23 protein-coding genes and 1 pseudogene are annotated in these 24,206 nt (G+C 51.5%); 15 read left to right on the forward strand and 9 right to left on the reverse strand.

The window, feature by feature from the left end:
- The first annotated feature begins 49 nt into the window (after window positions 1-49).
- From KO1_RS16320 to dbpA, 7 genes and pseudogenes are all read left to right on the forward strand, one after another.
- Entirely contained in the window at window positions 50-2,581 is a 2,532-nt protein-coding gene (locus KO1_RS16320) for a fimbria/pilus outer membrane usher protein (RefSeq protein ID WP_023329610.1), read from the forward strand.
- On the forward strand, window positions 2,478-3,545 hold the full coding sequence (locus tag KO1_RS16325) for a fimbrial protein (RefSeq protein ID WP_224227121.1): 1,068 nt from the start codon (window positions 2,478-2,480) through the stop codon (window positions 3,543-3,545). The genes KO1_RS16320 and KO1_RS16325 overlap by 104 nt, the downstream gene beginning before the upstream one ends.
- An 8-nt stretch (window positions 3,546-3,553) precedes the next feature.
- On the forward strand, window positions 3,554-4,072 hold the full coding sequence (locus KO1_RS16330) for a fimbrial protein (protein ID WP_004112585.1): 519 nt from the start codon (window positions 3,554-3,556) through the stop codon (window positions 4,070-4,072).
- 124 nt (window positions 4,073-4,196) lie between these two features.
- Entirely contained in the window at window positions 4,197-4,811 is a 615-nt protein-coding gene (locus KO1_RS16335; RefSeq protein ID WP_004112587.1) for a response regulator transcription factor, read from the forward strand.
- 341 nt (window positions 4,812-5,152) lie between these two features.
- The gene (gene zntB / locus KO1_RS16340) at window positions 5,153-6,136 is read left to right on the forward strand and encodes a zinc transporter ZntB (protein WP_016807751.1); all 984 of its coding nucleotides are present in this window, start codon (window positions 5,153-5,155) and stop codon (window positions 6,134-6,136) included.
- Between the two features lie 277 nt (window positions 6,137-6,413).
- Window positions 6,414-6,578: pseudogene (ynaL, locus tag KO1_RS28865) on the forward strand (proline-rich small protein YnaL); the annotation flags it as partial.
- Window positions 6,579-6,618: 40 nt separating this feature from the next.
- A complete protein-coding gene (dbpA, locus tag KO1_RS16345; protein WP_023320856.1) occupies window positions 6,619-7,992 on the forward strand; it encodes an ATP-dependent RNA helicase DbpA in 1,374 nt (457 codons plus the stop codon).
- Window positions 7,993-8,036: 44 nt separating this feature from the next.
- Here the strand turns inward: dbpA and ttcA are convergent, their stop codons facing one another.
- Entirely contained in the window at window positions 8,037-8,972 is a 936-nt protein-coding gene (ttcA, locus tag KO1_RS16350) for a tRNA 2-thiocytidine(32) synthetase TtcA (RefSeq protein WP_024274080.1), read from the reverse strand.
- Window positions 8,973-9,922: 950 nt separating this feature from the next.
- On the opposite strand from ttcA, the gene KO1_RS16355 reads away from it, so the two are divergent.
- On the forward strand, window positions 9,923-10,861 hold the full coding sequence (locus tag KO1_RS16355) for an omptin family outer membrane protease (RefSeq protein WP_023320857.1): 939 nt from the start codon (window positions 9,923-9,925) through the stop codon (window positions 10,859-10,861).
- Between the two features lie 206 nt (window positions 10,862-11,067).
- Here KO1_RS16355 and KO1_RS16360 read toward each other — a convergent pair whose 3' ends face one another.
- From KO1_RS16360 to nifJ, 5 genes are all read right to left on the reverse strand, one after another.
- The gene (locus KO1_RS16360; protein WP_017146008.1) at window positions 11,068-11,358 is read right to left on the reverse strand and encodes a Bor family protein; all 291 of its coding nucleotides are present in this window, start codon (window positions 11,356-11,358) and stop codon (window positions 11,068-11,070) included.
- Window positions 11,359-11,543: 185 nt separating this feature from the next.
- Window positions 11,544-11,978: a universal stress protein UspF gene (uspF, locus tag KO1_RS16365; RefSeq protein WP_004101601.1), complete on the reverse strand. Its 435-nt coding sequence runs from the start codon at window positions 11,976-11,978 to the stop codon at window positions 11,544-11,546.
- An 82-nt stretch (window positions 11,979-12,060) separates the two neighbouring features.
- Entirely contained in the window at window positions 12,061-12,273 is a 213-nt protein-coding gene (locus KO1_RS16370) for a KTSC domain-containing protein (protein WP_004112591.1), read from the reverse strand.
- Between the two features lie 149 nt (window positions 12,274-12,422).
- A complete protein-coding gene (gene ompC, locus KO1_RS16375) occupies window positions 12,423-13,529 on the reverse strand; it encodes a porin OmpC (RefSeq protein ID WP_004101605.1) in 1,107 nt (368 codons plus the stop codon).
- Between the two features lie 354 nt (window positions 13,530-13,883).
- Complete coding sequence (gene nifJ / locus KO1_RS16380) at window positions 13,884-17,411, reverse strand: pyruvate:ferredoxin (flavodoxin) oxidoreductase (RefSeq protein WP_004112595.1); 3,528 nt, start codon at window positions 17,409-17,411, stop codon at window positions 13,884-13,886.
- A gap of 478 nt (window positions 17,412-17,889) precedes the next feature.
- On the opposite strand from nifJ, the gene KO1_RS16385 reads away from it, so the two are divergent.
- From KO1_RS16385 to KO1_RS16415, 7 genes are all read left to right on the forward strand, one after another.
- On the forward strand, window positions 17,890-18,591 hold the full coding sequence (locus KO1_RS16385; protein WP_004112598.1) for a S24 family peptidase: 702 nt from the start codon (window positions 17,890-17,892) through the stop codon (window positions 18,589-18,591).
- Window positions 18,592-19,051: 460 nt separating this feature from the next.
- Complete coding sequence (locus KO1_RS16390; RefSeq protein ID WP_004101611.1) at window positions 19,052-19,414, forward strand: hypothetical protein; 363 nt, start codon at window positions 19,052-19,054, stop codon at window positions 19,412-19,414.
- Window positions 19,415-19,490: 76 nt separating this feature from the next.
- Window positions 19,491-19,883 carry a phage holin family protein gene (locus KO1_RS16395; protein ID WP_004101612.1) on the forward strand — a complete coding sequence of 131 codons (393 nt, stop codon included), beginning with the start codon at window positions 19,491-19,493 and terminating at the stop codon, window positions 19,881-19,883.
- Window positions 19,873-20,145 (forward strand): phage holin family protein, encoded by a 273-nt coding sequence (locus tag KO1_RS16400; protein WP_004101614.1) that lies wholly within the window; start codon window positions 19,873-19,875, stop codon window positions 20,143-20,145. The genes KO1_RS16395 and KO1_RS16400 overlap by 11 nt, the downstream gene beginning before the upstream one ends.
- A 7-nt stretch (window positions 20,146-20,152) precedes the next feature.
- Window positions 20,153-20,695, forward strand: a complete 543-nt coding sequence (locus KO1_RS16405) for a glycoside hydrolase family 108 protein (protein WP_024274081.1) — start codon at window positions 20,153-20,155, stop codon at window positions 20,693-20,695.
- Between the two features lie 232 nt (window positions 20,696-20,927).
- Window positions 20,928-21,293, forward strand: coding sequence for a hypothetical protein (locus KO1_RS16410; protein WP_004101619.1), 366 nt, complete (start codon window positions 20,928-20,930; stop codon window positions 21,291-21,293).
- Between the two features lie 327 nt (window positions 21,294-21,620).
- Complete coding sequence (locus tag KO1_RS16415; protein WP_004101621.1) at window positions 21,621-21,893, forward strand: putative hemolysin; 273 nt, start codon at window positions 21,621-21,623, stop codon at window positions 21,891-21,893.
- On the opposite strand, the gene hslJ is transcribed toward KO1_RS16415, so the two are convergent.
- From hslJ to KO1_RS16430, 3 genes are all read right to left on the reverse strand, one after another.
- Window positions 21,890-22,330, reverse strand: a complete 441-nt coding sequence (gene hslJ, locus KO1_RS16420) for a heat shock protein HslJ (protein ID WP_004101623.1) — start codon at window positions 22,328-22,330, stop codon at window positions 21,890-21,892. The two genes, KO1_RS16415 and hslJ, sit on opposite strands and share 4 nt — an antisense overlap.
- A 125-nt stretch (window positions 22,331-22,455) precedes the next feature.
- On the reverse strand, window positions 22,456-23,445 hold the full coding sequence (locus KO1_RS16425; RefSeq protein WP_004112629.1) for a 2-hydroxyacid dehydrogenase: 990 nt from the start codon (window positions 23,443-23,445) through the stop codon (window positions 22,456-22,458).
- Window positions 23,446-23,591: 146 nt separating this feature from the next.
- Window positions 23,592-24,092 (reverse strand): DedA family protein, encoded by a 501-nt coding sequence (locus tag KO1_RS16430; protein WP_004101627.1) that lies wholly within the window; start codon window positions 24,090-24,092, stop codon window positions 23,592-23,594.
- Window positions 24,093-24,206 lie beyond the last annotated feature (114 nt).

Here is a 24,206-nt window from a genome sequence, read left to right on the forward strand (position 1 = left end):
CGATAGCGACAGAATAACAATAAAAACTATCGTAATGGAGTGAATGCTTATGAAAGCACAAAAGCGAAAGCCGGAGCATTATCCAGCATACCTGGTGGTTGGCGTCACGCTGTTATTCTCCGTTATGGGAAATGACGCGCAGGGCCGTGATTTTTTTAACCCGGCGCTGCTTGAAATTGATAACCCCGAAATGAAAGGGGCCGACCTTTCAGCTTTTGAAAACGGCGCTCAGGCACCGGGTACTTATCATGTCGATGTGATTATAAATGACAAGGTGGTTGATGCGCGGGATATCGTCTTTTATGCCGTTGAGCGCCAGGGCGGAGTGCCAGAACTAAAACCTTGCCTGACGGTGGACCTGCTACAGAGCTATGGGGTGAAAACGGCGCAATTTGCCGCCTTATCCGGCACCGGGAAATGTGCGGATCTCTCCGCTATCCCGCAGGCAACGTCCGAATTTCTGTTTAGCACGCAAAAATTGCGATTAAGTATTCCGCAAGCTGCGCTTTCACCGGTAGCACGAGGTTATGTCCCCCCGGAACGTTGGGACGAAGGTATTAACGCTGTCATGCTGAACTATATGCTTAGCGGAGCCAACGATTGGGGGCGCCATCAGGACGAAAAGAGCAGCAGTCAATATGCCAACCTGCGTCCGGGCATAAATTTGGGACCGTGGCGGCTGCGTCACTACTCCACCTGGAATCGTGATAGCCAGGGGGAAGAGAAGTGGGAGACGATTTACAGCTACGCGCAGCGCAATATTATTGCGTTAAAAGCTCAGCTGACGCTGGGCGACAGTACGGCGCCAGCGGATATTTTCGATAGTATGCCTTTTCGCGGCGGCCAGCTTGCGTCTGATGATGACATGCTGCCGGAGTCGATGCGCGGCTATGCCCCGGTGGTTCGCGGGATAGCAAGATCGCATGCGCAGATCGTTATTCGCCAGAATGGTTATGTTATATACCAGGACTACGTAGCTCCCGGCGCATTTGAAATTAATGATATGTATCCCACCGGCGGTTCCGGGGATCTGAACGTGATCATTAAAGAAGCCGATGGCAGCGAGCAAAATTTTATTGTTCCCTATGCTTCGTTACCGATTCTGCAACGCGAAGGACGATTAAAATATGCCCTAACGGCCGGCCAGTACCGCTCCTGGGACCGCCGCGTCGATAAAACTCCCTTCGGCCAGATGACGGGTATTTTAGGGGCAGGCGGTGGGTTCACGCTATATGGCGGCTTTCAGGAATCAGCCAAATATCAGTCAATTGCCGGCGGCTTAGGAAGAAACCTCGGCGATATCGGCGCGCTCTCCAGCGATGTGACGCAGGCATGGTCGCATCCTCAGGGGGAGAAGAAACAGGCCGGACAATCGTGGCGCATACGCTACAGCAAAAATATGCTCGCCACCGGCACCAATTTCGCTATTGCGGGATATCGCTACTCAACCGGCGGTTACTACGCTATGCAGGAAACGCTGGACTCGTGGGGGAATCCCGGCACGGTGAACCAACATCGGCGCAACAGAATGGAGATGACGCTGAGTCAGGGGCTGGGTGAGCGCGCAGGGTCATTAATGATGAGTGCGATCCGTGAAGATTACTGGCATGCCAGTCGCTCAGCCTCATCGCTGAGCGCCGGTTATAACAACGCCTGGCAAGGGATTAGCTACGGCATTAACTGGACGCGAAGTCAAAATGGCGGAGCATCGGGTGGACAAAACCGCAGTACAGGGAGCGCCGAACAGCTTATTTCACTGAATATCAGCGTTCCGTTGCCGCGTCTGGCCAGCAATACCTGGGCAAATTATGCCCTGAATAGCAGCAAGAGCGGCGGTGCGACCCATTCCGTCGGAATAAACGGCATTGCCCTGGAAGGCAATTCGCTGAACTGGAGCGTTCAGCAGGGGTATGGTTCCGGAGGCGACGGATACAGCGGCAGCGCGAATGCAGATTATCGAGGCACCTATGGTGAACTGACGAGCGGCTACAGTTATGACAGAAATAGCGAGCGGCTGAGCTATGGCCTGGCGGGCGGGGTTCTGGCGCATGCCGACGGCATCACGTTCTCGCAACCGTTGGGTGAAACGAATGTGCTGGTAAAAGCTCCTGGCGCCTCCGGCGTCGACATTAATAATCAGAATGGCGCGAAGACCGATTTTCGCGGCTATACCGTAACGAATAATGTGTCTCCCTATCGTAAAAACGATATTGGCCTGAATACGACAACCCTACCGGAGAATGTCGATTTGGCGATTACCAATAAAACGGTTATTCCGACGCGGGGAGCGGTGGTCCGCGCCGATTATATTGCTAATGTGGGTTTGCGGGCGCTGTTAACGCTAAAACAGAATAATCAACAGCCGGTGCCATTTGGCGCGCTGGTTAATCTGATGGGTAATGAAGGGCGCAGCGCTATCGTCGATGAGGCAGGTCAGGTCTATTTAACCGGCATGCCGCCGCAGGGAACCTTAGACGTTGCCTGGGGCCAGAAAAATTCGCAGCGCTGCCAGGTGGATTATTCTCTGGCTGCAGATAATAGCATTAGCGGAATTAGCATGGCGCAGTTTACCTGTCGCTAAGCGTTATTTTTTCAAACACAAGAGTACTTCTATGAGAAAGTTTATATCTCTCATTATTTTAATGTTGAGTTTAACCGCTGGCTGCTGTTCCGCGGTGACCTGTGAAGTATTACTGGCGCAGATCAATACCGTTGGTTTTGGTACGGTGAATGTTCAACGCGATATCCCGGTAGGGGCGACTATCGCTTCTACCGTCTCCCCGGGCTACGCGCAAGCTGCCATTACTTCGGATAATGGAGAGTCTTGCCCCGGAAATTATTCCATGGTGTATTTGTCGGGTATTGAATCGCCAGTCAGCGGCGTTTATCAAACCAACCTTGAAGGGGTAGGGATCAAAGTAAATGGCATGCCCGGAGATTTTAACTTACCTCCGGTAACCGCAAACTACATTTTTTACCTGGGATATTATACGGTGTCGCTGGTGAAAACCGGAAATATCATCTCCGGACAATTAATGCCAGGGTTAATTGCTCAGGCGTGGTTTGGTTCTCCTGGCAATTATTTTACCAAAATCTCCCTGGACGCCAGTTCACAGGTAAATGTGCTTAGCTGCTCTATTTCGAGCCAGGTATTGAGTTTTGATCTCGGCAGCGTAAGCGCGGCCGAGTTTGGGTCTGCTGCGGGTTTTTCGCCTCCGCACACGGACACGCAGAATTTAGGACTTAATTGCAACGCCGGAGCAAATATCCATATACAACTCCAGGGGACGCAGAATCCGGACGCCAGCGGCGACCGCAGCGTGCTGGCGTTAACCGGCCAGGGCAGCGAGACCGTTGCGGATGGCGTTGGCGTTCAGCTGCTTTATAACAATGCGCCAGTGCAGCTGAATAATCGCCTGATGCTAAAGCAATCCTCGGGCGGCCTGGAAAGTTTGCCGATTACGGCTCGTTATTATCAGACCAAGCCGGTGGTTAAAGCCGGCGAAGCTAACGCGACCGCAACTCTGGATATGACTTATCAATAGGAGAGGCAATGATCGCCAAATTACATGATTTATGTCTGGTTCTGGTATTGTTTTCCGCTCCGCTACTGGCCGGCGATGTGGTTTCGTTGAATATCAAGGGTAAAATAGTTGCCGCCCCCTGCCAGATCAGCAGCGATAGTGTTGCAAGAACAATTTCCTTGACCGATTCGCAGGGTATCCGGGCGTCTTCTCTCTATACGCCTGGCTCCGCGACAGAGTGGGTACCCTTTGATTTTAATATTGAACGCTGTCCCGCGGGAACGACAACGGCCACGATGCAGTTTTCCGGTAATGCTGATAACGCTGGCCCGGACGATCTTTATCAGAATAGCGGTAGCGCAGGCAATATTGCCATACAGCTACAAACGGCAGAAGGGCAGCCTTTAGGTAAGGATAAAACGGTAAGCGGGACGATTGTGAATAATCAATATCGCTACCGCCTGCGCGCGCGGGCATTCAGCCCGCGAGGTGGTGTTACGCCCGGTACGATTAATGCAGTTGTCACCGTGACCTTTACCTGGCAATAAAAGGAAGTACCATGCTTTTCTGTACGCTATTTTGTAAATCGGCGATCGCCGTAATTTCGCTGGCGACTATCGTCTGGCTGATGCTTGATATACTATCACCGGGTATCCAGGGGCTATCGTGACCATGCTGAATGTCATTTATAAAAATGATAATAATTTTTTTAAATTAGGTTTTAACGCTCTGCTGGAGAGTTTATTCCCTGCGGCTATGTTTAGCTCGTCGGCAGTGAATAAAATATATAAGGGGAAAGATACCGCAACCGATATTATGGTGCTGAGTTTATGCCGCGGGGAGGAGTACATTTGTCATCCCGAGTTACAGCATCGCCGGGGAGGCATCCTTATTGGCCTGGTAGGTAAGCAGTTCCGCTGGCGCGGAGGGATCTTGCCCTCATGCCTGAAGGAGATGATATTTATTCAGCAGGATGAGAAAATTTACCGGATAATTGCGCAAATTAAGCGGGCCCGGATGCAGGAGGCGACTCCCTCGATGAATCAATCCGATATTCGCTGTCATGATTGTCGTCATCGCAAGCTCTCAAGACAGCAGGAAAAAGTGGCCGCAGCACTACTGGCGGGGCTTTCGGTCAGAGAGATTGCCGGCAAGCTGGCGCTGAGCGAAAAAACGGTTTTCTCCCATAAGCGCATCATCATGTCAAAATTCAAGTTACGCCATGATGTCGACCTCGTGCTGCTGTTAAATTATTTGCGCAGAAGCTCAGCGGGCCATAATGACTAACTTGCAAAAAGCTATTTCTCATCTATGTTTATTCTGCTTGTAACAATGGAGGATAAAAGCATGTGTACCCATTTGCATGATAACGCGCGTCAATACGCCGAAGAGAAAAAATGAACGACTCCCGTTAACCTGTCTTGCCGCCGGCATACGTTCTGGCGACGGAGGATCGCGCAGGTTAGCCGCTGTATCGCAAAGTTTATCCACGACCCGCCGCCGGCGGGTTCTTCGTTTTTGCGTCCCCACTTTTCGCCAGTGAATTCAGCAGGATGGGCTTATTAACTCTTGCGTAACCGTCGCGTAAGGCTAGACTACGAAAATGTGCATGAGTTAACGGAGGTCCAGTGGACGCCATAAAAGGATCGGAACTGAACGTGCCGGATGCCGTTTTTGCATGGGTGTTCGACGGGCAGGGCGGCGTAAAGCCGCTGGTCGACAGCGATACCATTGATAAAGAGCATCCTTGTTGGCTGCATCTCAATTATACCCATGTAGATAGCGCGGAATGGCTGGCATCGACGCCGCTGCTGCCTAATAACGTACGCGATGCGCTGGGTGGGGAGAGCACTCGTCCCAGAGTGACGAGGATTGGCGATGGGGCATTAATTACGCTGCGCTGTATTAACGGCAGCACCGATGAGCGCCCGGACCAATTGGTTGCGATGCGTCTCTATATGGACGAGCGGTTAATTGTTTCTACCCGGCAGCGCAAAGTGCTGGCGCTGGACGATGTGCTCGGCGATTTGCGTGAGGGCAACGGGCCGGTTGACGGCGGCGGCTGGCTGGTGGAAGTCTGCGATGCGCTGACCGATCACGCCAGCGAATTTATTGAGCAGCTCCATGACCGGATTATCGATCTGGAAGATGATTTACTCGATCAGCAGGTGCCGCCGCGCGGCTTTCTGGCGCTGTTGCGTAAACAGCTTATCGTCATGCGCCGTTATATGGCGCCGCAGCGTGATGTCTATGCAAGGCTGGCCAGCGAGCGGCTGCCGTGGATGAGCGATGACCATCGGCGGCGGATGCAGGATATTGCTGAGCGTCTTGGCCGCGGTCTGGATGAAATTGATAGCTGCATCGCCAGAACGGCGATTATGAGCGATGAGATCGCGCAGATTATGCAGGAGTCGTTATCGCGAAGAACCTACACGATGTCGCTCATGGCGATGGTTTTTCTGCCCAGTACCTTTTTAACCGGGCTGTTCGGGGTTAACCTCGGCGGCATTCCCGGCAATAGCTGGCATATGGGTTTTTCTATTTTCTGCATAATGTTAGTCGTTCTCATTGGGGGTGTTACATGGTGGTTGCATCGTAGTAAATGGTTGTAAAGAATCGTCTTTTGTCGCGATGGCGATGATGAAAACCCGGCAATGTTTGAGCGAAATCAATAAACCATCTACCCATTCAGGGCAATATCTCTCTCGCAGGTGAATGCAACGTCAAGCGATGGGCGTTGCGCTCCATATTGTCTTACTTCCTTTTTTGAATTACTGCATAGCACAATTGATTCGTACGACGCCGACTTTAATGAGTCGGCTTTTTTTTGCGCTCTGTTTCCCAGCTTCTACGCTTAATTGGTGTACCCGTCCATCACCGGGAGTCAATATGCGTTATCAACCGCTGAACTCAATACCCATACCGCCGGAACCCAACGATCCTGTGCCGGTCCACGATCCCAAGCCACGTCCGCGCCCGTTGCCCGATCCGCCGCCTGACGATGAGCCGATTAAATTGTCGCATCGGGTGCGGAGATCTGCGAGGATACGCGCCAGCAGATTGTCCGCCCCTCAATGTAATGCGAGAAATTATTGTGACCGCTTTTTCAACTCTGAATGTTTTGCCCGCCGCCCAGCTCACTAACCTGAATGAACTGGGGTATCTTTCGATGACCCCGGTTCAGGCAGCGGCTTTACCCGCGATTCTTGCGGGCAAAGATGTCCGCGTGCAGGCAAAAACCGGCAGCGGTAAAACGGCGGCATTCGGCCTCGGGCTACTCCAGCACGTTGACGCCTCGCTGTTCCAGACCCAGTCTCTGGTGTTGTGTCCGACCCGCGAGCTGGCGGATCAGGTGGCCGGTGAACTGCGTCGCCTGGCGCGTTTCCTGGCGAATATCAAAATATTAACCCTCTGCGGCGGCCAGCCCTTTGGCGCTCAGCGCGACTCGCTGCAGCACGCGCCGCATATTATCGTCGCCACGCCGGGACGCTTGCTCGATCACCTGCAGAAGGGCACCGTGTCGCTGGACGCTCTGCAAACGCTGGTGATGGACGAAGCGGATCGCATGTTGGATATGGGTTTTAGCGATGCCATTGATGACGTGATCCGCTTTGCGCCGGCGTCGCGCCAGACGCTGCTGTTTTCCGCCACCTGGCCGGAAGCAATAGCGGCAATCAGCGGCCGCGTGCAGAATAATCCGCAGACTATTGAAATTGATGCCGTTGATGCGCTACCGGCTATCGAACAGCAGTTTTTTGAAACTTCGCAAAAGGGTAAAATCGCGCTGCTGCAAAAGCTACTAAGCCAGCATCAGCCCGCCTCCTGCGTGGTGTTCTGTAACACCAAAAAGGATTGCCAGGCCGTTTGCGATTCGCTCAACGCCGCCGGGCAGAGCGCGCTATCGCTGCATGGCGATCTTGAACAGCGCGACCGCGACCAGACGCTGGTGCGTTTTGCCAACGGGAGCGCGCGCGTGCTGGTGGCGACCGATGTCGCTGCCCGCGGCCTGGATATAAAATCGCTCGAACTGGTGGTGAACTATGAGCTGGCCTGGGACCCGGAGGTACACGTGCATCGCATTGGCCGTACCGCTCGCGCCGGTGAAAGCGGTCTGGCGATTAGCCTCTGCGCGCCGGAAGAGGCGCAGCGTGCGAACATTCTTGCCGAAATGCTGCAAATGAAGCTCAACTGGATGGACGGGCCGATGAATAGCTCGATTACGCCGCTGCAGGCAGAGATGGCCACGCTGTGCATTGACGGCGGTAAAAAGGCTAAAATGCGTCCGGGCGATGTGCTGGGAGCGTTGACCGGTGATATCGGTCTTGATGGTGCTGACATCGGAAAGATCGCCGTTCATCCGGCACATGTCTACGTTGCCCTGCGTCAGAGCGTAGCGCATAAGGCATTCAGGCAGCTTCAAAACGGCAAAATTAAAGGCAAGGCCTGCCGGGTACGTTTGCTGAAATAGACCCGGCAGCGGCGTCTCAGGCGATTGCCTGAGACGCAGGAGGATTATTTCACTTCCACCACGTTCAGACGCAGAGCGTCCAGCTGCGCATCATCTTCTTCCGGTTGCCAGCCGGCCGGCTGCGTCGGGAGCTCTTCGCGATCGAACGCCAGGTCGCCGCCGTCAACGACCGCAGAGCCGTGATGAATGCCTTTGAAGTCGAACAGATTAACGTCGCTGAGATGAGAAGGCACCACGTTCTGCATCGCGCTAAACATGGTTTCGATGCGTCCGGGATAGCGTTTGTCCCAATCGCGCAGCATATCGGCAATCACCTGACGCTGTAGGTTCGGCTGCGAACCGCACAGGTTGCACGGAATAATCGGGAAACCTTTCACCTGAGAGAAACGTTCAATATCTTTTTCCCGGCAGTAGGCCAGCGGGCGAATAACGATATGTTTACCGTCGTCGCTCATCAGCTTCGGCGGCATCCCTTTCATCTTACCGCCATAGAACATATTCAGAAACAGAGTCTGCAGGATGTCGTCGCGGTGGTGGCCAAGGGCGATTTTGGTGGCGCCCAGCTCAGTCGCGGTGCGGTAAAGAATGCCGCGGCGCAGGCGCGAACAGAGAGAGCAGGTGGTTTTGCCTTCCGGAATTTTTTCTTTAACGATGCCGTAGGTATTTTCTTCAACAATCTTATATTCAACGCCCAACTGCTCAAGGTATTCCGGCAGGATATGTTCCGGGAAGCCCGGCTGTTTTTGGTCGAGGTTCACCGCCACCAGTGAGAAGGATATCGGCGCGCTTTTTTGCAGATTGCGCAAAATTTCCAGCATGGTGTAGCTGTCTTTACCGCCGGAGAGGCAAACCATGATGCGGTCACCTTCTTCAATCATATTAAAATCAGCGATAGCCTCGCCGACGTTACGGCGCAAGCGCTTCTGCAATTTGTCGATATTGTATTTTTCTTTCTTTGTAACTTGCTGATTATCAAGCATTATAAACGTTCTCTGAAACAAAAGGCATGTAAGGGGCAAAGTTAACATTACGGTGCAAGTCTGGCGTCAGGCATTTAAAGCCTATCGCCGTTGATTTCTTCCATCCCTGTATTGTCGACGTTGAACACCATTTTTACGTTTTCATGCCCCATCTGGTTAGCAATGGGTTAGCTCCGGCTTACCGCAGCCGGCAGGCAAAAGTATGTCGCGTATGGTACGGATTCCGACGACGAATACCAGCGCGTTTTACGGCAGCTTTCCATCTGCTGACGATTAGTGTCGTGAGTTTTGGTCTCCATGCACCTGGCATGAAGAAAAAAACGTCGTTTTCAGGCTCAACACGCCCATACGCCTGGTGATGGACGGTATCAGGTAGAAGAGGCGAGAACTTACTCTTTGCGATAATCAGTTAGCGTTGGCAATGTGTCTCACTTTTAAAGCAGGTACCAGGTAATCATAGGTACAGCTTGCTCCAGCTGGCTTCTGCAACCACTGAAGAGAAACGGTGTAAGATTTCTTCCCTCCCCGTGACACGGTGAATGGACGGGCTCAGCCAGGCGCAAGGTAATATAGATTTTTTGCTTTCACACTTATTGTTCAGCCTTTACCCTAAGCCACCCGGATCGCGATATAATCATTTGCCTCCTGATAATTATACCGCGAAGATATTTTTTTAAGTACTTAACAGGTGTGCATATTGAGAATAATAACCCAGCCCATGCTGATTCTCTGCAACTTCACTGGGGTAAGATTTATTCCTAATAATAATCTGAGTATATCCCTGTACAATGTGATTTTTCCTTGCAAAACGAAGTGCTTATCATATCCCCATTCCTTTTGTCTTGCTTAGGAATAATAACATTACAAAAATTGACAGTTGCCTAATATTTTTATGAGATTTAAACTTTCACTGCAACTCATGGATTAACTTTGGTTATGGGAATAAAAAAATGAAAAAAAGTACCGTTGCAGTAATGATGATAGCGGCCCTTTCAGGAACAACTTATGCCGAATCAATACAGCTAAGCCCAAACTTTTCTGCAGAAAGTTTTACTGTATCAACGTCTGCAGGGATGCTGAGTGGAAAATCACAGGAGAGAGTTTATGACGCGGATACAGGGCGAAAAGTCAGTCAACTTGACTGGAAAATAAAGAATGTCGCCATTGTGAAAGGCGATATCTCATGGGATGCCTACTCCTTTTTGACGCTGACCGCCAGAGGCTGGACGTCAATGGCTTCAGGCTCAGGACATATGGATGACTACGACTGGATGAACGATAACCAGTCCGGTTGGACAGATCATTCATCGCATCCCAGCACTAATGTCAATTATGCCAATGAATACGATCTCAGCGTACAAGGATGGATTTTTCAGGACGAAAATTATAAAGCAGGCGTCATTGCGGGTTATCAGGAAACACGTTTCAGCTGGACAGCTACCGGTGGTTCTTACAATTATGATAACGGTGCGACGACTGGCAATTTTCCAACCGGCGAGCGAGGTATTGGGTACAGCCAGCGATTCTCCATGCCCTACATTGGTCTGGCGGGTCAGTATCGTATCAACGACTTTGAATTTAATGCCTTGTTTAAGTTCAGTGATTGGGTCAGAGCTCATGATAATGACGAACACTATATGCGTGAGCTGACTTTCCGCGAGAAATCAACTAATTCGCGTTATTACGGTACAACGGTTGATGCCGGATATTACATCACGCCTCATGCCAAAGTTTTTGCTGAATTCACCTACAGCAAATATGAAGAGGGCAAAGGAGGCACTCAAATTATTGATACCTATAGCGGTGAATCAGCTTCTATAGGAGGAGATGCGGCTGGCATTGCAAATAAAAACTATACCATTACAGCCGGTCTACAATATCGATTCTAAATCATCACCTCCCGCGGATATAGCAAGAAAAACTCGCTAATCCCACGGTGTGCAATCATAAGTGTGTAGTGTCTCCCTGTCCGGGAGACACTACATTTTTCGCCGCGACATCCCCGAATGCTTAAAAGGATATCGCAACAAGCGCTAATCGCTCAAGGATCGCTTAAAACCGGAAGCAGGAGGAACTTATCCTCATGTGCCGGTAATTATTTAGCGCAAGACACGCGCGCTTCACGCGGAGTATAAATACCCAGGGTCACAAAACCCAGCAGGCCGTTGACAAAAGTCTGCTGCACTTCAGTACGAACCACTTTATCCGCGCCGCCGCAGACTTTAGCCGCATCAATCTGTTTCGACTGGCCAATGCCGCTGACAAAGAAGTGGTGAGTGGTCACCTGCTGAGGTTGAACGGTGACGCCAGGATTTACCGAGAAGCTCTGCTGGGCGCAACCAGAAATAGCGGCCGCGGCGAAAACTACCATAATTAACTTTTTCATTTCATCCCTATAATTTTCTAAAACATCCCCACATTCGGGCAAGGGTTTTATACAGCAAAATGAAAAAGACACAACGTACAAATTTTTAAAGTACCAGATGAATGATCGCCTTATCTGCGACACTTCGGGTACGATCCAAGTTTCAGATTGCGGAAAAAGCCCGCACGGCGGCGGGCAGGATAGGTTTATCGTACGACCAGTACCGAGCATTCCGCATGGCGGACAACGGCGGCGGCGTTAGAACCCAGCAGATAGGTGGTGATATCGGGACGGTGCGAAGAAATGATCACCAGATCGGCGGGAAGGGATTTCGCCATAGCGAGAATTTTATCTTTCGGCGAACCCTCGGAAACGTGTAAATGGACACGGTCTTCCGGAATAGTAAATTTTTTCACAATCTCTTTCAGCCGCGACTCCGATTCGGCTTTGAGGTCGTCCATCGCCGGCAGCTCTGCAGTATAGGCCATTCCCAGCGAAGCGTAATAGGGAAGGGAGGGAATGACGGTCAGGAAATGCACCTCGGCATCATCGATTCTGGCTTCAGCCTCAACGTGCTTGATAACACGGTCAGTTAATTCTGTATCGGAAATATCGATGGGCACAAGAATCATTCTGTTCATATAACCTCCTGTTTAAGTAACCACTTAAAGTGTAGGCCATCCGGACGAATATTGTATATTGAACCCAATCACACTTTCGCTATCAGGCGCGGCGGCGTTCGGTAAATTTGCCTTTAATCACACCGTCGTAAAAACGGCCCTTAGAAACAACCTGGAGAAAATCGCGAAAAATGCGTGGCGGGACGCCGAGATACTGTAGCGTTTGGTTATCGCGGAAACGGATTTCAAGAATGCCAGAGGATTCATCATAGGCGATGGAGTGAATGCGGGATGATTTTACGCAATGATGGTGCATGGCAGGCGTCCTCTACGGCTACGGCAGTTCCTGTCAGTAATATATCATTCATCGGACGATTATTTTAAAGCAATTGATATATTGTTTTGCTTTGAATGCAGCTTCAGAGGCAAGGGAAGAGAGCCCGCCGTTGCCAGCGGGCCCATAGATTAGAACTGGTAAACCAGGCCTAAAGCAACCACGTCATCGGTAGAGATGCCGTTGTTGGAATAGAAGCTGTCGTCTTCGTCAAGCAGGTTGATTTTGTAATCGACATAGGTAGACATATTGCGGTTGAAGTAATAAGTCGCGCCAATGTCAGCATATTTCACCAGATCTTTGTCGCCATCGGTATTGGTCAGATCTTTGCCTTTAGACATCAGGAAAGAGACCGCCGGGCGCAGGCCGAAGTCGAACTGATACTGAGCAGTCACTTCAAAGTTCTGAGTTTTGTTGGCTACGCCGTTACCGTTGCCGTAAGGCGTCATATTGCGGGTTTCGGAATACATGGTCGCCAGATAGATGTTATTGGCGTCATATTTCAGGCCGGTGGTCCAGGCTTCCGCTTTATCGCCCTGCGCGGTGGTCTGGGTCATCTGATCGTTGGTACGGTCAGAGGAGGTGTAGGCGGCAGCGGCGCTGATACCCATACCGAAATCATAAGAAGTGGATAGACCAAAACCATCGCCGTTAGCGTTACGTACGCTGCGATCGCCATTGTTGGTGCCTTCTCCGCTGCCGGCATTTTCGTTTTTACCCTGGTACTGCAGGGCAAAGTTCAGGCCATTAACCAGACCGAAGAAGTCGGTATTGCGGTAGGTTGCTACGCCGTTGGCGCGGCCGGTCATAAAGTTATCCGCCTGGGTATAAGAGTCGCCGCCGAATTCTGGCAGCATATCGGTCCAGCCTTCTACGTCGTACAGCACGCCGTAGTTACGGCCATAATCGAATGAACCGTAATCAGCGAACTTGAGGCCTGCGAACGCCAGACGGGTCCAGGACTGGTTGTCCGCGCCTTCGGTGTTGTTCGCCTGGACGTTATATTCCCACTGACCGTAGCCGGTCAGCTGATCGTTAATCTGAGTTTCGCCTTTGAAGCCAAGACGGACGTATGACTGATCGCCATCTTTTGATGCATCGTCAGAGAAATAATGCAGACCGTCCACCTTGCCATAGAGGTCTAGTTTATTTCCGTCTTTATTATAAATCTCAGCGGAGTGTGCAGCGCCAGCAGCTAATAATGCCGGGATAACGAGGGCCAGTACTTTTCTTTTCATTTAGACAATCCTTTAACTGTTTTTGTTTTTGCTTCCTCCAGGGAAGTAAACTCATGCTAAAGGAGCAGATTGAGATCTGGTAAATATCAATTGTTACGATATAAGTAAAATCTAAAATAAATAATTCGAATGAAATGATGATAATTATAATGAATGAATTCGTGTAATGCATATAAAATAAAAATTATACATATCGGTATTAATGCCGTATTATCCACCCGTTATATGCCTTTTATTGTCATCCAAATTTTTATGTTGCCGCCCGTTCCTGAGAATGGTTTTATTGATCGGTAAAATGACAAGCCCGAATTCATATTCGGGCTTTTTTTATGGGCTGAAAAAAACGTCAGTAGATTAGCTTTCGGTAGTCGGTTTTTCTGCCTTACCGGCCAGCTGCGCGAGGAAGTCGTAGCGTTTTTGCAGGTCTGCCGTTGCATCCTTCCACAGTTGTTCCGCGACTTCCGGCTGTTGAGCGTTCAGGCGACGGAAGCGCTGCTCGTTCAATAGCGTCTCAGCCAGCGCATCTGACGGCGGACGGGAGTCCAGCGCCAGCGGGAGTTTGCCCTCATCGGCACGACGCGGGTCAAAGCGATACAGCGGCCAGAAACCGGTGGCGGTCAGCTGACGCATCTGATCGTGGCTCAGCGCCAAATCGTAACCGTGCTCTTCGCAAGGGCTGTAGGCGATAATCAGCGACGGACCCGGGTAAGCTTCCGCTTCCTGAATGGCTTTTACCGTCTGATTCAGCTGGGCGCCAAGCGAAATCTGCGCCACATAAACATGACCGTACATCATCATGCTCACGCCGAGATCTTTACGCGCCTTGCGCTTGCCGTGCTCGCCAAACTTCGTGACGGCTCCCAGCGGCGTAGCCTTCGATGCCTGACCGCCGGTATTGGAGTAGCACTGGGTATCGAGCACCAGAATATTAACGTTTTCGGTCAGACTCAGCACGTGGTCGAGACCACCGAAGCCAATATCATAGGCCCAGCCGTCGCCGCCAATCAGCCAGATCGATTTTTCCACCAGCGCGTCGGCATCGGTTAACAGCTCCTTCGCGCCTTCTTCATTTGCCAGTACCTTGCGCAGCTCGGCTATCTGCTCGCGGCGCACCTCAGGCGTTGCTTCTGCGTGCAGCGCATCGTTAAGCTCGGGCGGAAGTTTATCGGCGAACTGCGCCAACAGACGCATGACGCGCTGCCGATGCTGATCGACGGTAAGTCGGAAGCCAAGCCCAAATTCGGCGTTATCCTCAAACAGCGAGTTGGCCCAGGCCGGCCCGCGACCATTGGCATCGGTGGTGTAGGGCGTGGAAGGGAGGTTGCCGCCGTAAATCGATGAACAGCCGGTGGCGTTGGCAATCAGCATTCGATCGCCGTAGAGCTGAGTCAGCAGTTTGATATATGGCGTTTCGCCGCAGCCGGAGCAGGCGCCGGAGTATTCAAACAGCGGGCTGATCAGCTGTGAGGTGCGGATATCGATACGTTCCAGCTTGCTGCGGTCCATTTCCGGCAGGTTGAGGAAGTAGTCATAATTCACTTTCTCTTCTTCAACATGCTCAAGGCGCGACATCATATTGATGGCCTTGATTTCCGGGTTCTGCCTGTCTTTTGCCGGACAAACTTCGACGCAGAGATTACAGCCGGTACAATCTTCAGGTGCGACTTGCAGAACGTATTTCTGACCGCGCATATCGCGGGATTTGACATCAAGGGAATGCAGGCTGTCCGGCGCATTTTCCATTGCCTCCGGGGAGACCACTTTCGCACGGATTGCCGAGTGCGGGCAGGCGGCCACGCAGTGGTTACACTGGGTGCAAAGCTCTTCCTTCCAAATCGGGATCTCTTCGGCGATGTTGCGTTTTTCCCAGCGGGTAGTGCCCATTGGCCAGGTACCATCCGGCGGCAGAGCGGATACCGGTAGCGCATCGCCGAGCCCGGCCAGCATCGCGGCGGTGACGGTTTTTACGAAATCCGGCGCGGCGTCGGAGACGACCGGTGGGCGATTCGGGCTGTTGCCGTCAACCGGCCGTAGCGGCACTTCCGCGAGCGACTCGCGGGCCATCGCCAGCGCCTGCCAGTTACGCTCCACCAGCTCCTGGCCTTTGCTGCTGTAGCTTTTGGCAATGGCCCCCTGTAGCTCCGCCAGCGCGTTATCGCCCGGCAGGATCCGCGTCAGGTGGAAAAAGGCCATCTGCATAACGGTGTTGATACGCGCCCCCAGGCTGCATTCACGGGCGATTTTTGCCGCGTTGACGATATAAAAACGCGCTTTTTTCTGATTGAGGGTGGCCTGGACTTCTTGTGGCAAACGGGACCAGACTTCATCGGCGCTGTAGGGCGTATTAAGCAGGAAAATACCGCCGGGCTTCAGACGTTCCGCCATCTGATATTTATCGATAAACTGCAGCTGGTGACAGCCGACAAAGTCGGCCTGCGAAATCAGATAAGAAGAACGAATCGGCTTCTCGCTGACGCGCAGATGTGAAACCGTCAGCCCGCCGGCCTTTTTCGAGTCATAGACGAAATAGCCCTGCGAGAACCACGGCGTAGAGTTACCGATAATCTTGATATTGTTTTTCGTAGCCGAGACGCTACCGTCGCTGCCGAGCCCGTAGAAGAGGGCTTCCAGTTTCGCTTCCGAGGGGAGCGTATTTTCGACCAGCGGCAGGGAAAGATTAGTGACGTCATCGTAGATGCCGACGGTAAAGCGCGGCTTGGGTTTAGCGGCGCTCAGCTCCTTGAAGATGGCCAGGACACACTCCGGACCGAACTCTTTTGAAGAGAGGCCATAGCGTCCGCCAATGGTGCGCGGCAGGGTTTCTCGCTCGCCGCGGTTAAAGGCTTCGGCCAGGGCGGTCATGACGTCGAGATAGAGCGGCTCGGCCTGGGACCCCGGTTCTTTGGTGCGGTCCAGCACCGCCACGGCTTGGGTGCTCGGCGGTAAGGCTTCAAGCAGGTGCGCGGCAGAGAAGGGGCGGTAAAGACGAACTTTTAGCACGCCGACTTTTTCACCGCGGCTCAGCAGCTCATCGACCACTTCTTCACAGGTACCGATGGCGGAGCCCATAATGACGATTACGCGCTCAGCCTGCGGATGACCGTAAAACTCAAAGGGTTTGTACTGACGTCCGGTGGCGGCGGCAAAATCATCCATTGCCGTTTCGACACACTCATAGACCGCGTTGTACCACGGATTCGTCGCTTCACGTGACTGGAAATACGTATCCGGATTAGCTGAGGTGCCGCGGATAACCGGATGTTCCGGGTTCAGGGCGCGCTGGCGATGTTCATCAATTCTTTCCTGCGGCAGCAGGCTACGAATGGTATCGTCTGCCAGTGGAGCGATTTTGTTGATTTCGTGCGAGGTACGGAAGCCATCAAAGAAATGAATGAATGGCACGCGACTTTGCAGCGTGGCGATATGTGAAATCAGCGCAAAATCCTGAGCTTCCTGAACGCTGCTGGCGCAGAGCATCGCGCAGCCTGTCTGACGTACGGCCATCACGTCGGAGTGATCGCCGAAGATAGAGAGCGCGTGGGTGGCCACGGTACGGGCGGCGACGTGCAGCACAAACGGCATCAGCTGGCCCGCCAGTTTGTACAGCGTCGGGATCATCAGCAGTAAACCCTGCGATGAAGTAAAAGAGGTTGAGAGCGCACCGGTCTGCAGCGCACCGTGTACGGCGCCGATCGCCCCGGCCTCCGACTGCATCTCGACGACGCGGGGGACATCGCCCCAGACGTTTTTCAGCCCGTTGCCAGCCCAGGCATCCGCCTGCTCCGCCATTGTGGAGCTGGGCGTGATCGGGTAGATGGCGATAACTTCACTGGTGCGAAACGCGACTGAAGCAACCGCGCCATTACCGTCAATAGTGATCATATCAATACTCACATTGCTAAATATTTGAAAAAAACTTTTTATGCCCAGTGATGCAACCTGGGCACTCGCTTATCTCTGCTTTAAAACCGCTATCGGCGCGATCCTGTCGCTGGCTAAAAATGCATCTCTGATCAGCCTGAGCGCGCTCAAAACGCGACCCGCTTCAGTTCGCGCAGGGCGTAGGGTTTGCGATACCGTGTTTAAGTATAGACCCCTGAGCAACAGGCTTTTTTGATCTCCGGTAGCGATAAAATCCATAATTTAGATAAATTAATTCAACTTATTACAGCGTTGTTTGCTTATAAACGACAGCCTACACCAAAATCACAGGCTCCATTTTTCCATAAGTAGCAGTGTTGCCAGTGGAGGTGAGCAAAGCGTTGAGAACGAAAATTTCGCGTACATTACCTATAGGTAATTTAATGGCGCTTTGCTATATTTTAGATACCTGCTGGTAACTGGTGTTAGACAGATTACGATGGATAAATACGAAATCAGACGTCAGCGCTTGCTCTATATCCGTGATAATTTATGCGGCGGTAAAGCTGTTGATGTAGCCCGAACCCTTGGGCGGGAGCCTTCTTACGTTTCCAGGATGCTCTACCCGGAAGGCAAGAAACAAAAGAAAAGGATAGCTGACGAGATGGTCGATCTTATTGAATCTTCTTTCAATTTGCCCCGCGGCTGGATGGACGGCATTAGCGGAAGTATTGATATCGAACGAGAACCGGTGGAAGACACACCTCAGATGCAGTACGTCATTGAGGTTCTGGACGCGCAGGCCAGCGCGGGACCAGGATGTATTGTCTCAAGCGAGGTTGATGAAACGGTCAACAGTATCACCTATGACACTGCCGGCGCGCTGAGGCTTTTTGGTAACCGGCCCGCAGAGCATATCAAGGTGATTACGGTTTCCGGCGATAGCATGTCCGGCACCATCGAGACCGGTGATTACATCTTTGTTGATGTCTCGAAAGATTACTTTGAAGGTGACGGTATCTATGTCTTTTCGTTCAAAGGGGCGGTGTTGGTGAAGCGTCTTCAATTCACGGCGGATGGCCTGCTTGTGCATTCAGATAACCGCAAATATGCCGACTGGACGATCGGCGAAAGCCATGAACAGTATCTGAAAATTATTGGCCGCGTGATCTACAGCCATAGCGTGAAACGGTTTGTTTAACGCTTTACTAGCGTTCAAACCCTCCTCCCGTTCCAGCCTTAAGTATCAAGTCCAGCAGGTAAAATTTCCCGGCAAGTTGTTTAAGCACCGGGTTTACCTGCGCTGGATGCGAGAAATCATGTCCAGAAGCCCTTTTATGCTGGCAATCTGGCGCATCGCCCGCCTGCATCGTTTCCCTCCCGGAAAAACCCTGCCTTGTAACTAAATTTTGAATATTTTCAGAGTGTTATTCTAATTGCACCACAAAATATACCCATAGGTATTTATTTTTAATTAACCCTGAGGTATTCTTTCTTCATCGACTTGAAACACACCGCGCTATCGTCGGTGAAATACAACGATTCGAAAATGAATCTACGTGGCTGAAAAGCCAGCACCATAACGCAATGCGCTTTGGGGTGAAGCCAGCGGGAGAGGATTCATCGCTGACGCACCGTCAAAGCTCATTCAGGAGACCGCAATGTCCCGTAAAACCGCGTTTCATGGTTCCGCTGCCGGTCGTCGCCGTGCGCAGCGCTCTCACTTACAAAATCCACAAGCCCTCAGTTCAGAACGCCTCCACCGGCCTACGCCTTCTCGCGCTCAGATTCAGGCTAAGGGAAAGCACCATACGCCAGCGCGTATCGAGGACGCATTGCCCATTAACTTTGTTGCCCAGGATATTTTTTGGCAGCTTGAGGAATATAAACGGCAAATTGCGCGTGCCACCATTGTTTATCAGCAAGAATTTTCACACCACTATGCGCAACCTGGGACCTGGCTCTGTCACAGGGCCATCTATGCGCTGGGTTTGCAAAAAAGAAAAAAGATTACGGCAAAGTAAAAGCATTAGCATGATGCTGCTTTCCTTCGCCATTTGTTATGACCATCAGGAATGTCAGTGAAAGAAGGGAGGGTGAATGTCCGATCCTGTTTCCGGTACGTCGGCAATTGTTACTGGAGGATTAATGGCAGCGAGTCTATTTGGCCTGATCGCAGGTATTGATTATGGCGTTGTGTTCGGCGCATTTGCTGGCGCCGTGTTTTATGTGGCGACCGCAGTAAATATTTCACGTTTCAGACTGGCTGCCTATTTTATGACTTCCTTTATTGTCGGCGTATTGGGCGCCGGGTTAATTGGTACGAAGCTGGCAATCTGGACCGGATACAGTGAACGGTCTTTAGACGCGTTAGGCGCCGTACTGCTATCCGCGCTGATTATTAAGATACTCACATTTCTGAATAATCAAGATCTCACCGAATTGTACAAAATACTCACTCGCAACAATAGTGAACGGCCAAATGGAAAATGAACTGCCGGCGCTGATTAACGCAATTGTCTGCGCTTTGATCACTCTGAACTTGATGTTTTATCGCCGCGCGTGCTACCGAAGACATCGGCCATGGATATCATACACGGCATATTTACTGGTACTTACCTATGCCAGCATACCGTTTCGCTATCTTTTTGGCCTGTATGAATCGACCCATTGGTTAGTCGTCAGCGTCAATTTTTTTATACTTATTACCGTATTCCTCGTCAGGGGGAATATCGCGCATTTAATCGATAAATGAGGGATGTATGAATAAAGATGAGATTTTTAACGCCATTTTGGATAAGGAGGGCGGCTATGTAAATCATCCGGACGATCGAGGTGGCCCAACAAATTGGGGGATTACTCAGGCCACTGCCCGCGCGCATGGTTATGATGGACCTATGCAAAAACTGACGCGCCAGCAGGCGCTGGATATTCTCACCGCGGACTACTGGATTGCGCCCCGTTTCGACCATGTTGCTGAGATATCTACCCCGCTTGCTGAAAAACTGTGTGATGCCGGGGTCAATATTGGCACTATTCTGCCGGGTAAGTGGCTTCAGCGATGGCTAAATGCCTTTAATCATCGCGGAGTGCTGTATCCGGACCTCGTGGTCGATGGTGCTATCGGCCCCAGAACGATTAACGCCTTAAGCCAGTACCTTATTCGCAGAGGCAGTGAAGGTGAGACGGTACTATTACGAGCATTAAACTGTAGTCAAGGGCAATATTATCTGGAGTTGGCTGAAAGAAACGATGCTAATGAATCCTTTATCTATGGTTGGCTCAGGGTTCGAGTAATGAGTTGACCGGCAATAAAAAATCTGCTAATCCAAAGCAGAATATCCCCTTTTACAGGAATTACCTTAAAGCACAAAGTTTATACTACAGCAAATGGAGGGTATGCCATGCTAATTTCATTTTTTTAATAGCAGATGAGCCGATAATGTATCGCAACGTTATGATATAACCCAAGGTTAATCTGTCGATGATTAATCTATCAAGAAAACCAGATTACTAAATTTTATTAAGGATGAAAATATGCAATTCATAGCACTGCCGTGGGCAACTTTGCAGGCTATCTACAGAGCAAAAAATGGTGAGGTTGTTGAAGGGAAATATGTCCGTGTGGCAGGGAACTTCATTAACCTTTGGGACCCCTCTAATGAAAGTGCCGATCGCGTCAATATTACGCCGGTCTTTCAGATGGTTTTTCGCAATCTTGATGATGGTGTTCTTTATTTTTCCGGGCGTGTGATGTTTTTTGATAAAGCAAAATCAGAGCACGATGCCTATTTCCGTCATCCGTTTGATGATGTCGATTCAAGCGTGATGACACAAGCCTATGCGGTAACCAATACGCAATATCTGGCTGGAACATTCTATTCTGGAGTTGTGCCAAATTAATGACCCTACGCCCGGCTAAATCGGCATAGCCCTTAGCCGGGCATTTTTATTGAATGACAGGAAGAGAAAACAGCTCCGCTGTAGAAGATATGTTTGCAGAATAAAGAATGATATCTTTACGTGCAACGACCCAATCGTATCATGACGATGTGTCACACCCACACTGAGAGATTAATGCGTTCATGCAGACAAACTGCTATCGCGAAAAAATTGCTAAAAAATGTTAACACAACGCATAAATACGTACTTCGCCTCTCGACGCGGCGCGCTGAGCTGCCTATTATTCTTGAGCTTGTTCATTTTAAGATGTATCTGAGGGGAGAGAAGATGCGAGCTGCGTTTTTAGTGGGATGTGCTGCGCTGTTACTGTCGGCGTGTAGTAGCAATGATGAACCTGTTCAGCAGGCAACGGCGGCGCACGTGTCGCCAGGGATGCGTGCCGCGATGAGCAGCAGCGGGCAGGCGAACTGCGCCATGGTCGGCGGCTCGTTATCCGTAGCCCGCCAGCTTGATGGCTCCGCTATCGGCATGTGCGCCTTACCGAACGGCAAGCGATGCAGCGAGCAGGCGCTGGCAGGCGGAAGCTGCGGTAACTATTAATTCATCAGGTCGGCGAGCTTATACACCAGCGTCTGGTCGGCGGTTGCCAGCGTCAGCTGCGTTTCCGTCAGGTCGACCTGCGCACCGTCGCGCAGCATTTTGCTCAGCGTGGCGTCCAGCGCGCTCAGCTGCGAGTCCGTGCAGAGCATGCGGGTCATCGCCAGCTCTTCAACCTTCAGCTCGCCGTCAGAGACTTTACCCGTGCCGCTAAAGCGGTTGCACATATTGCCTGAAACGTACATATTGCCTGTTATTGGCATCTTTTCGCCAAAGCTCAGCTCCAGCGGCTTATCGGCGGCTTTCAGCGGTTGACCGTTGACGCTGGTCAGCACAAAACGGTGGTGCTGAAGCTGTTCCGCTCTGGTCGACACTTTGCTGTTATAAACGCAGCCCGATAGCAACATTCCCGCCGCCAGCAGCGCAGCAATCTTGTTCATTTAATCTCCATAAATATTTATCACATCAATAAATGAAGGGGATTGTAACTTTATCGCAGGGGATTTCTGTGGGGATTATCTGAATGTGCCCCCCGCGGAAGGGGAGCACAAAAGGGCAAGGAAAATCAGACCAGTGCGTTAGGGCAGGTTTCGCCAGCATCCACCTGACGCAGGTTGTCGAGGGTGGTCTGCGAGATACTGATCAACGCCTCTGCGGTCAAAAACGCCTGGTGACCGGTAAACAGAACGTTGTGGCAGGCGGAAAGACGGCGGAAGACATCGTCCTGAATAACGTCGTTAGACTTATCTTCAAAGAACAGATCGCGTTCGTTCTCATACACGTCCATCCCCAGCGCGCCAATTTTCTGGTGCTTCAGGGCATCGATCGCTGCCTGCGAATCGATAAGCGCGCCGCGACTGGTGTTGATGATCATCACCCCATCTTTCATCCGATCGAACGCGGCATGGTTCAGCAAATGATAGTTCTCATCGGTCAGCGGGCAGTGCAGGGAGATAACATCGGACTCCCGGTATAGCGTTTCCAGATCGACATACTCCACGCCCATATCCAGCGCGGCGGCGCTTGGATAGGGATCAAACGCCAGCAGGCGCATACCGAAACCTTTAAGGATGCGCAGCGCGGCAACGCCAATCTTACCGGTGCCGATAACGCCGGCGGTTTTACCGTGCATAGTGAAGCCGGTCAGCCCCTCAAGGGAGAAGTTAGCATCGCGAGTGCGCTGATAGGCGCGATGAATGCGGCGGTTCAGCGACATCATCATGCCGATTGCGTGCTCAGCGACCGCTTCCGGCGAGTAGGCCGGGACGCGTACTACCCGCAGGCCCAGCTCTTTCGCGGCGTCGAGGTCAACGTTGTTGAACCCGGCGCAGCGCAGCGCGATGTACTTCACGCCGTGGGCTTTCAGTTCTTCAAGTACCGGGCGGCTACCGTCATCGTTAACGAAAATGCATACCGCTTCACAGCCGTTGGCGGTTTTGGCGGTCTTTTCGGTGAGCAGGAAGTCAAAAAATTCCAGTTCAAAGCCGTATGCATCATTGACATGCTGCAGATACTTCTTGTCGTACTGTTTCGTACTGTACACAGCGATTTTCATAAGACTTTTCTCCAGTGATAATACCGTCACGGTAGCATAATTAAAATAATCTTACAATTATTAAAAAATAGTTTAATTACCAGGCTATAGTAATAATTCTAGAGCATATCGCTGAGTTAAGAAATCTCTTTAAAAGACAATACGTTTCACCAAAAATTGAGGCTTAAAGCGCCTGGTGCCAGCAGGATTAACGGCCACAGCAAGCCGGAACTGACGTTGGCCAGCTGGAAACGGCGGAAGGACGTCCCGCTGGCGCCGGTTACCAGCGGCACGGTGGCGCGCAGGGGGGAAAGAAAGCGGCCAAAAAAAACCGCCCATGCGCCGTGGCGGCGCAGGAACAGCTGGCCGCGCGCGAGACGCTCGGCGTTAAGCCAGCGAATACGATACAGATGATGCTGGTAATGACGGCCGGTTAGCCATGACAGCCAGAATCCGCCGATTGCGCCGAAACTGGCGCTCATCCACATTAACAAGAAATGCCCGGCGCTGGCCGAAGCCAGAGTGCCGAACAGCAGCAGACCGGAAGTTCCCGGGATCAGCAGCGAGATAACGGCGCAGGATTTGGTGAACGTCAGCAGGAAAACCATCAGTAATACCAATGAATAGTGGCCCTGAGCGTACGCCATCAGCGAGATAATTAAGTCCACAGCAGCATCCGTTTACGTTCCCGGTGGGTGACTAGTGTCGCAGGAGAAAACTAAACCCCGGCTAAATGGCCTGCTGGTGAATCACAGGGCGGCGACTACGCTTAAACGGGATGG

Origin of the sequence: Klebsiella oxytoca NBRC 105695, assembly GCF_001598695.1 — a bacterium.
Lineage (GTDB): Bacteria > Pseudomonadota > Gammaproteobacteria > Enterobacterales > Enterobacteriaceae > Klebsiella > Klebsiella oxytoca.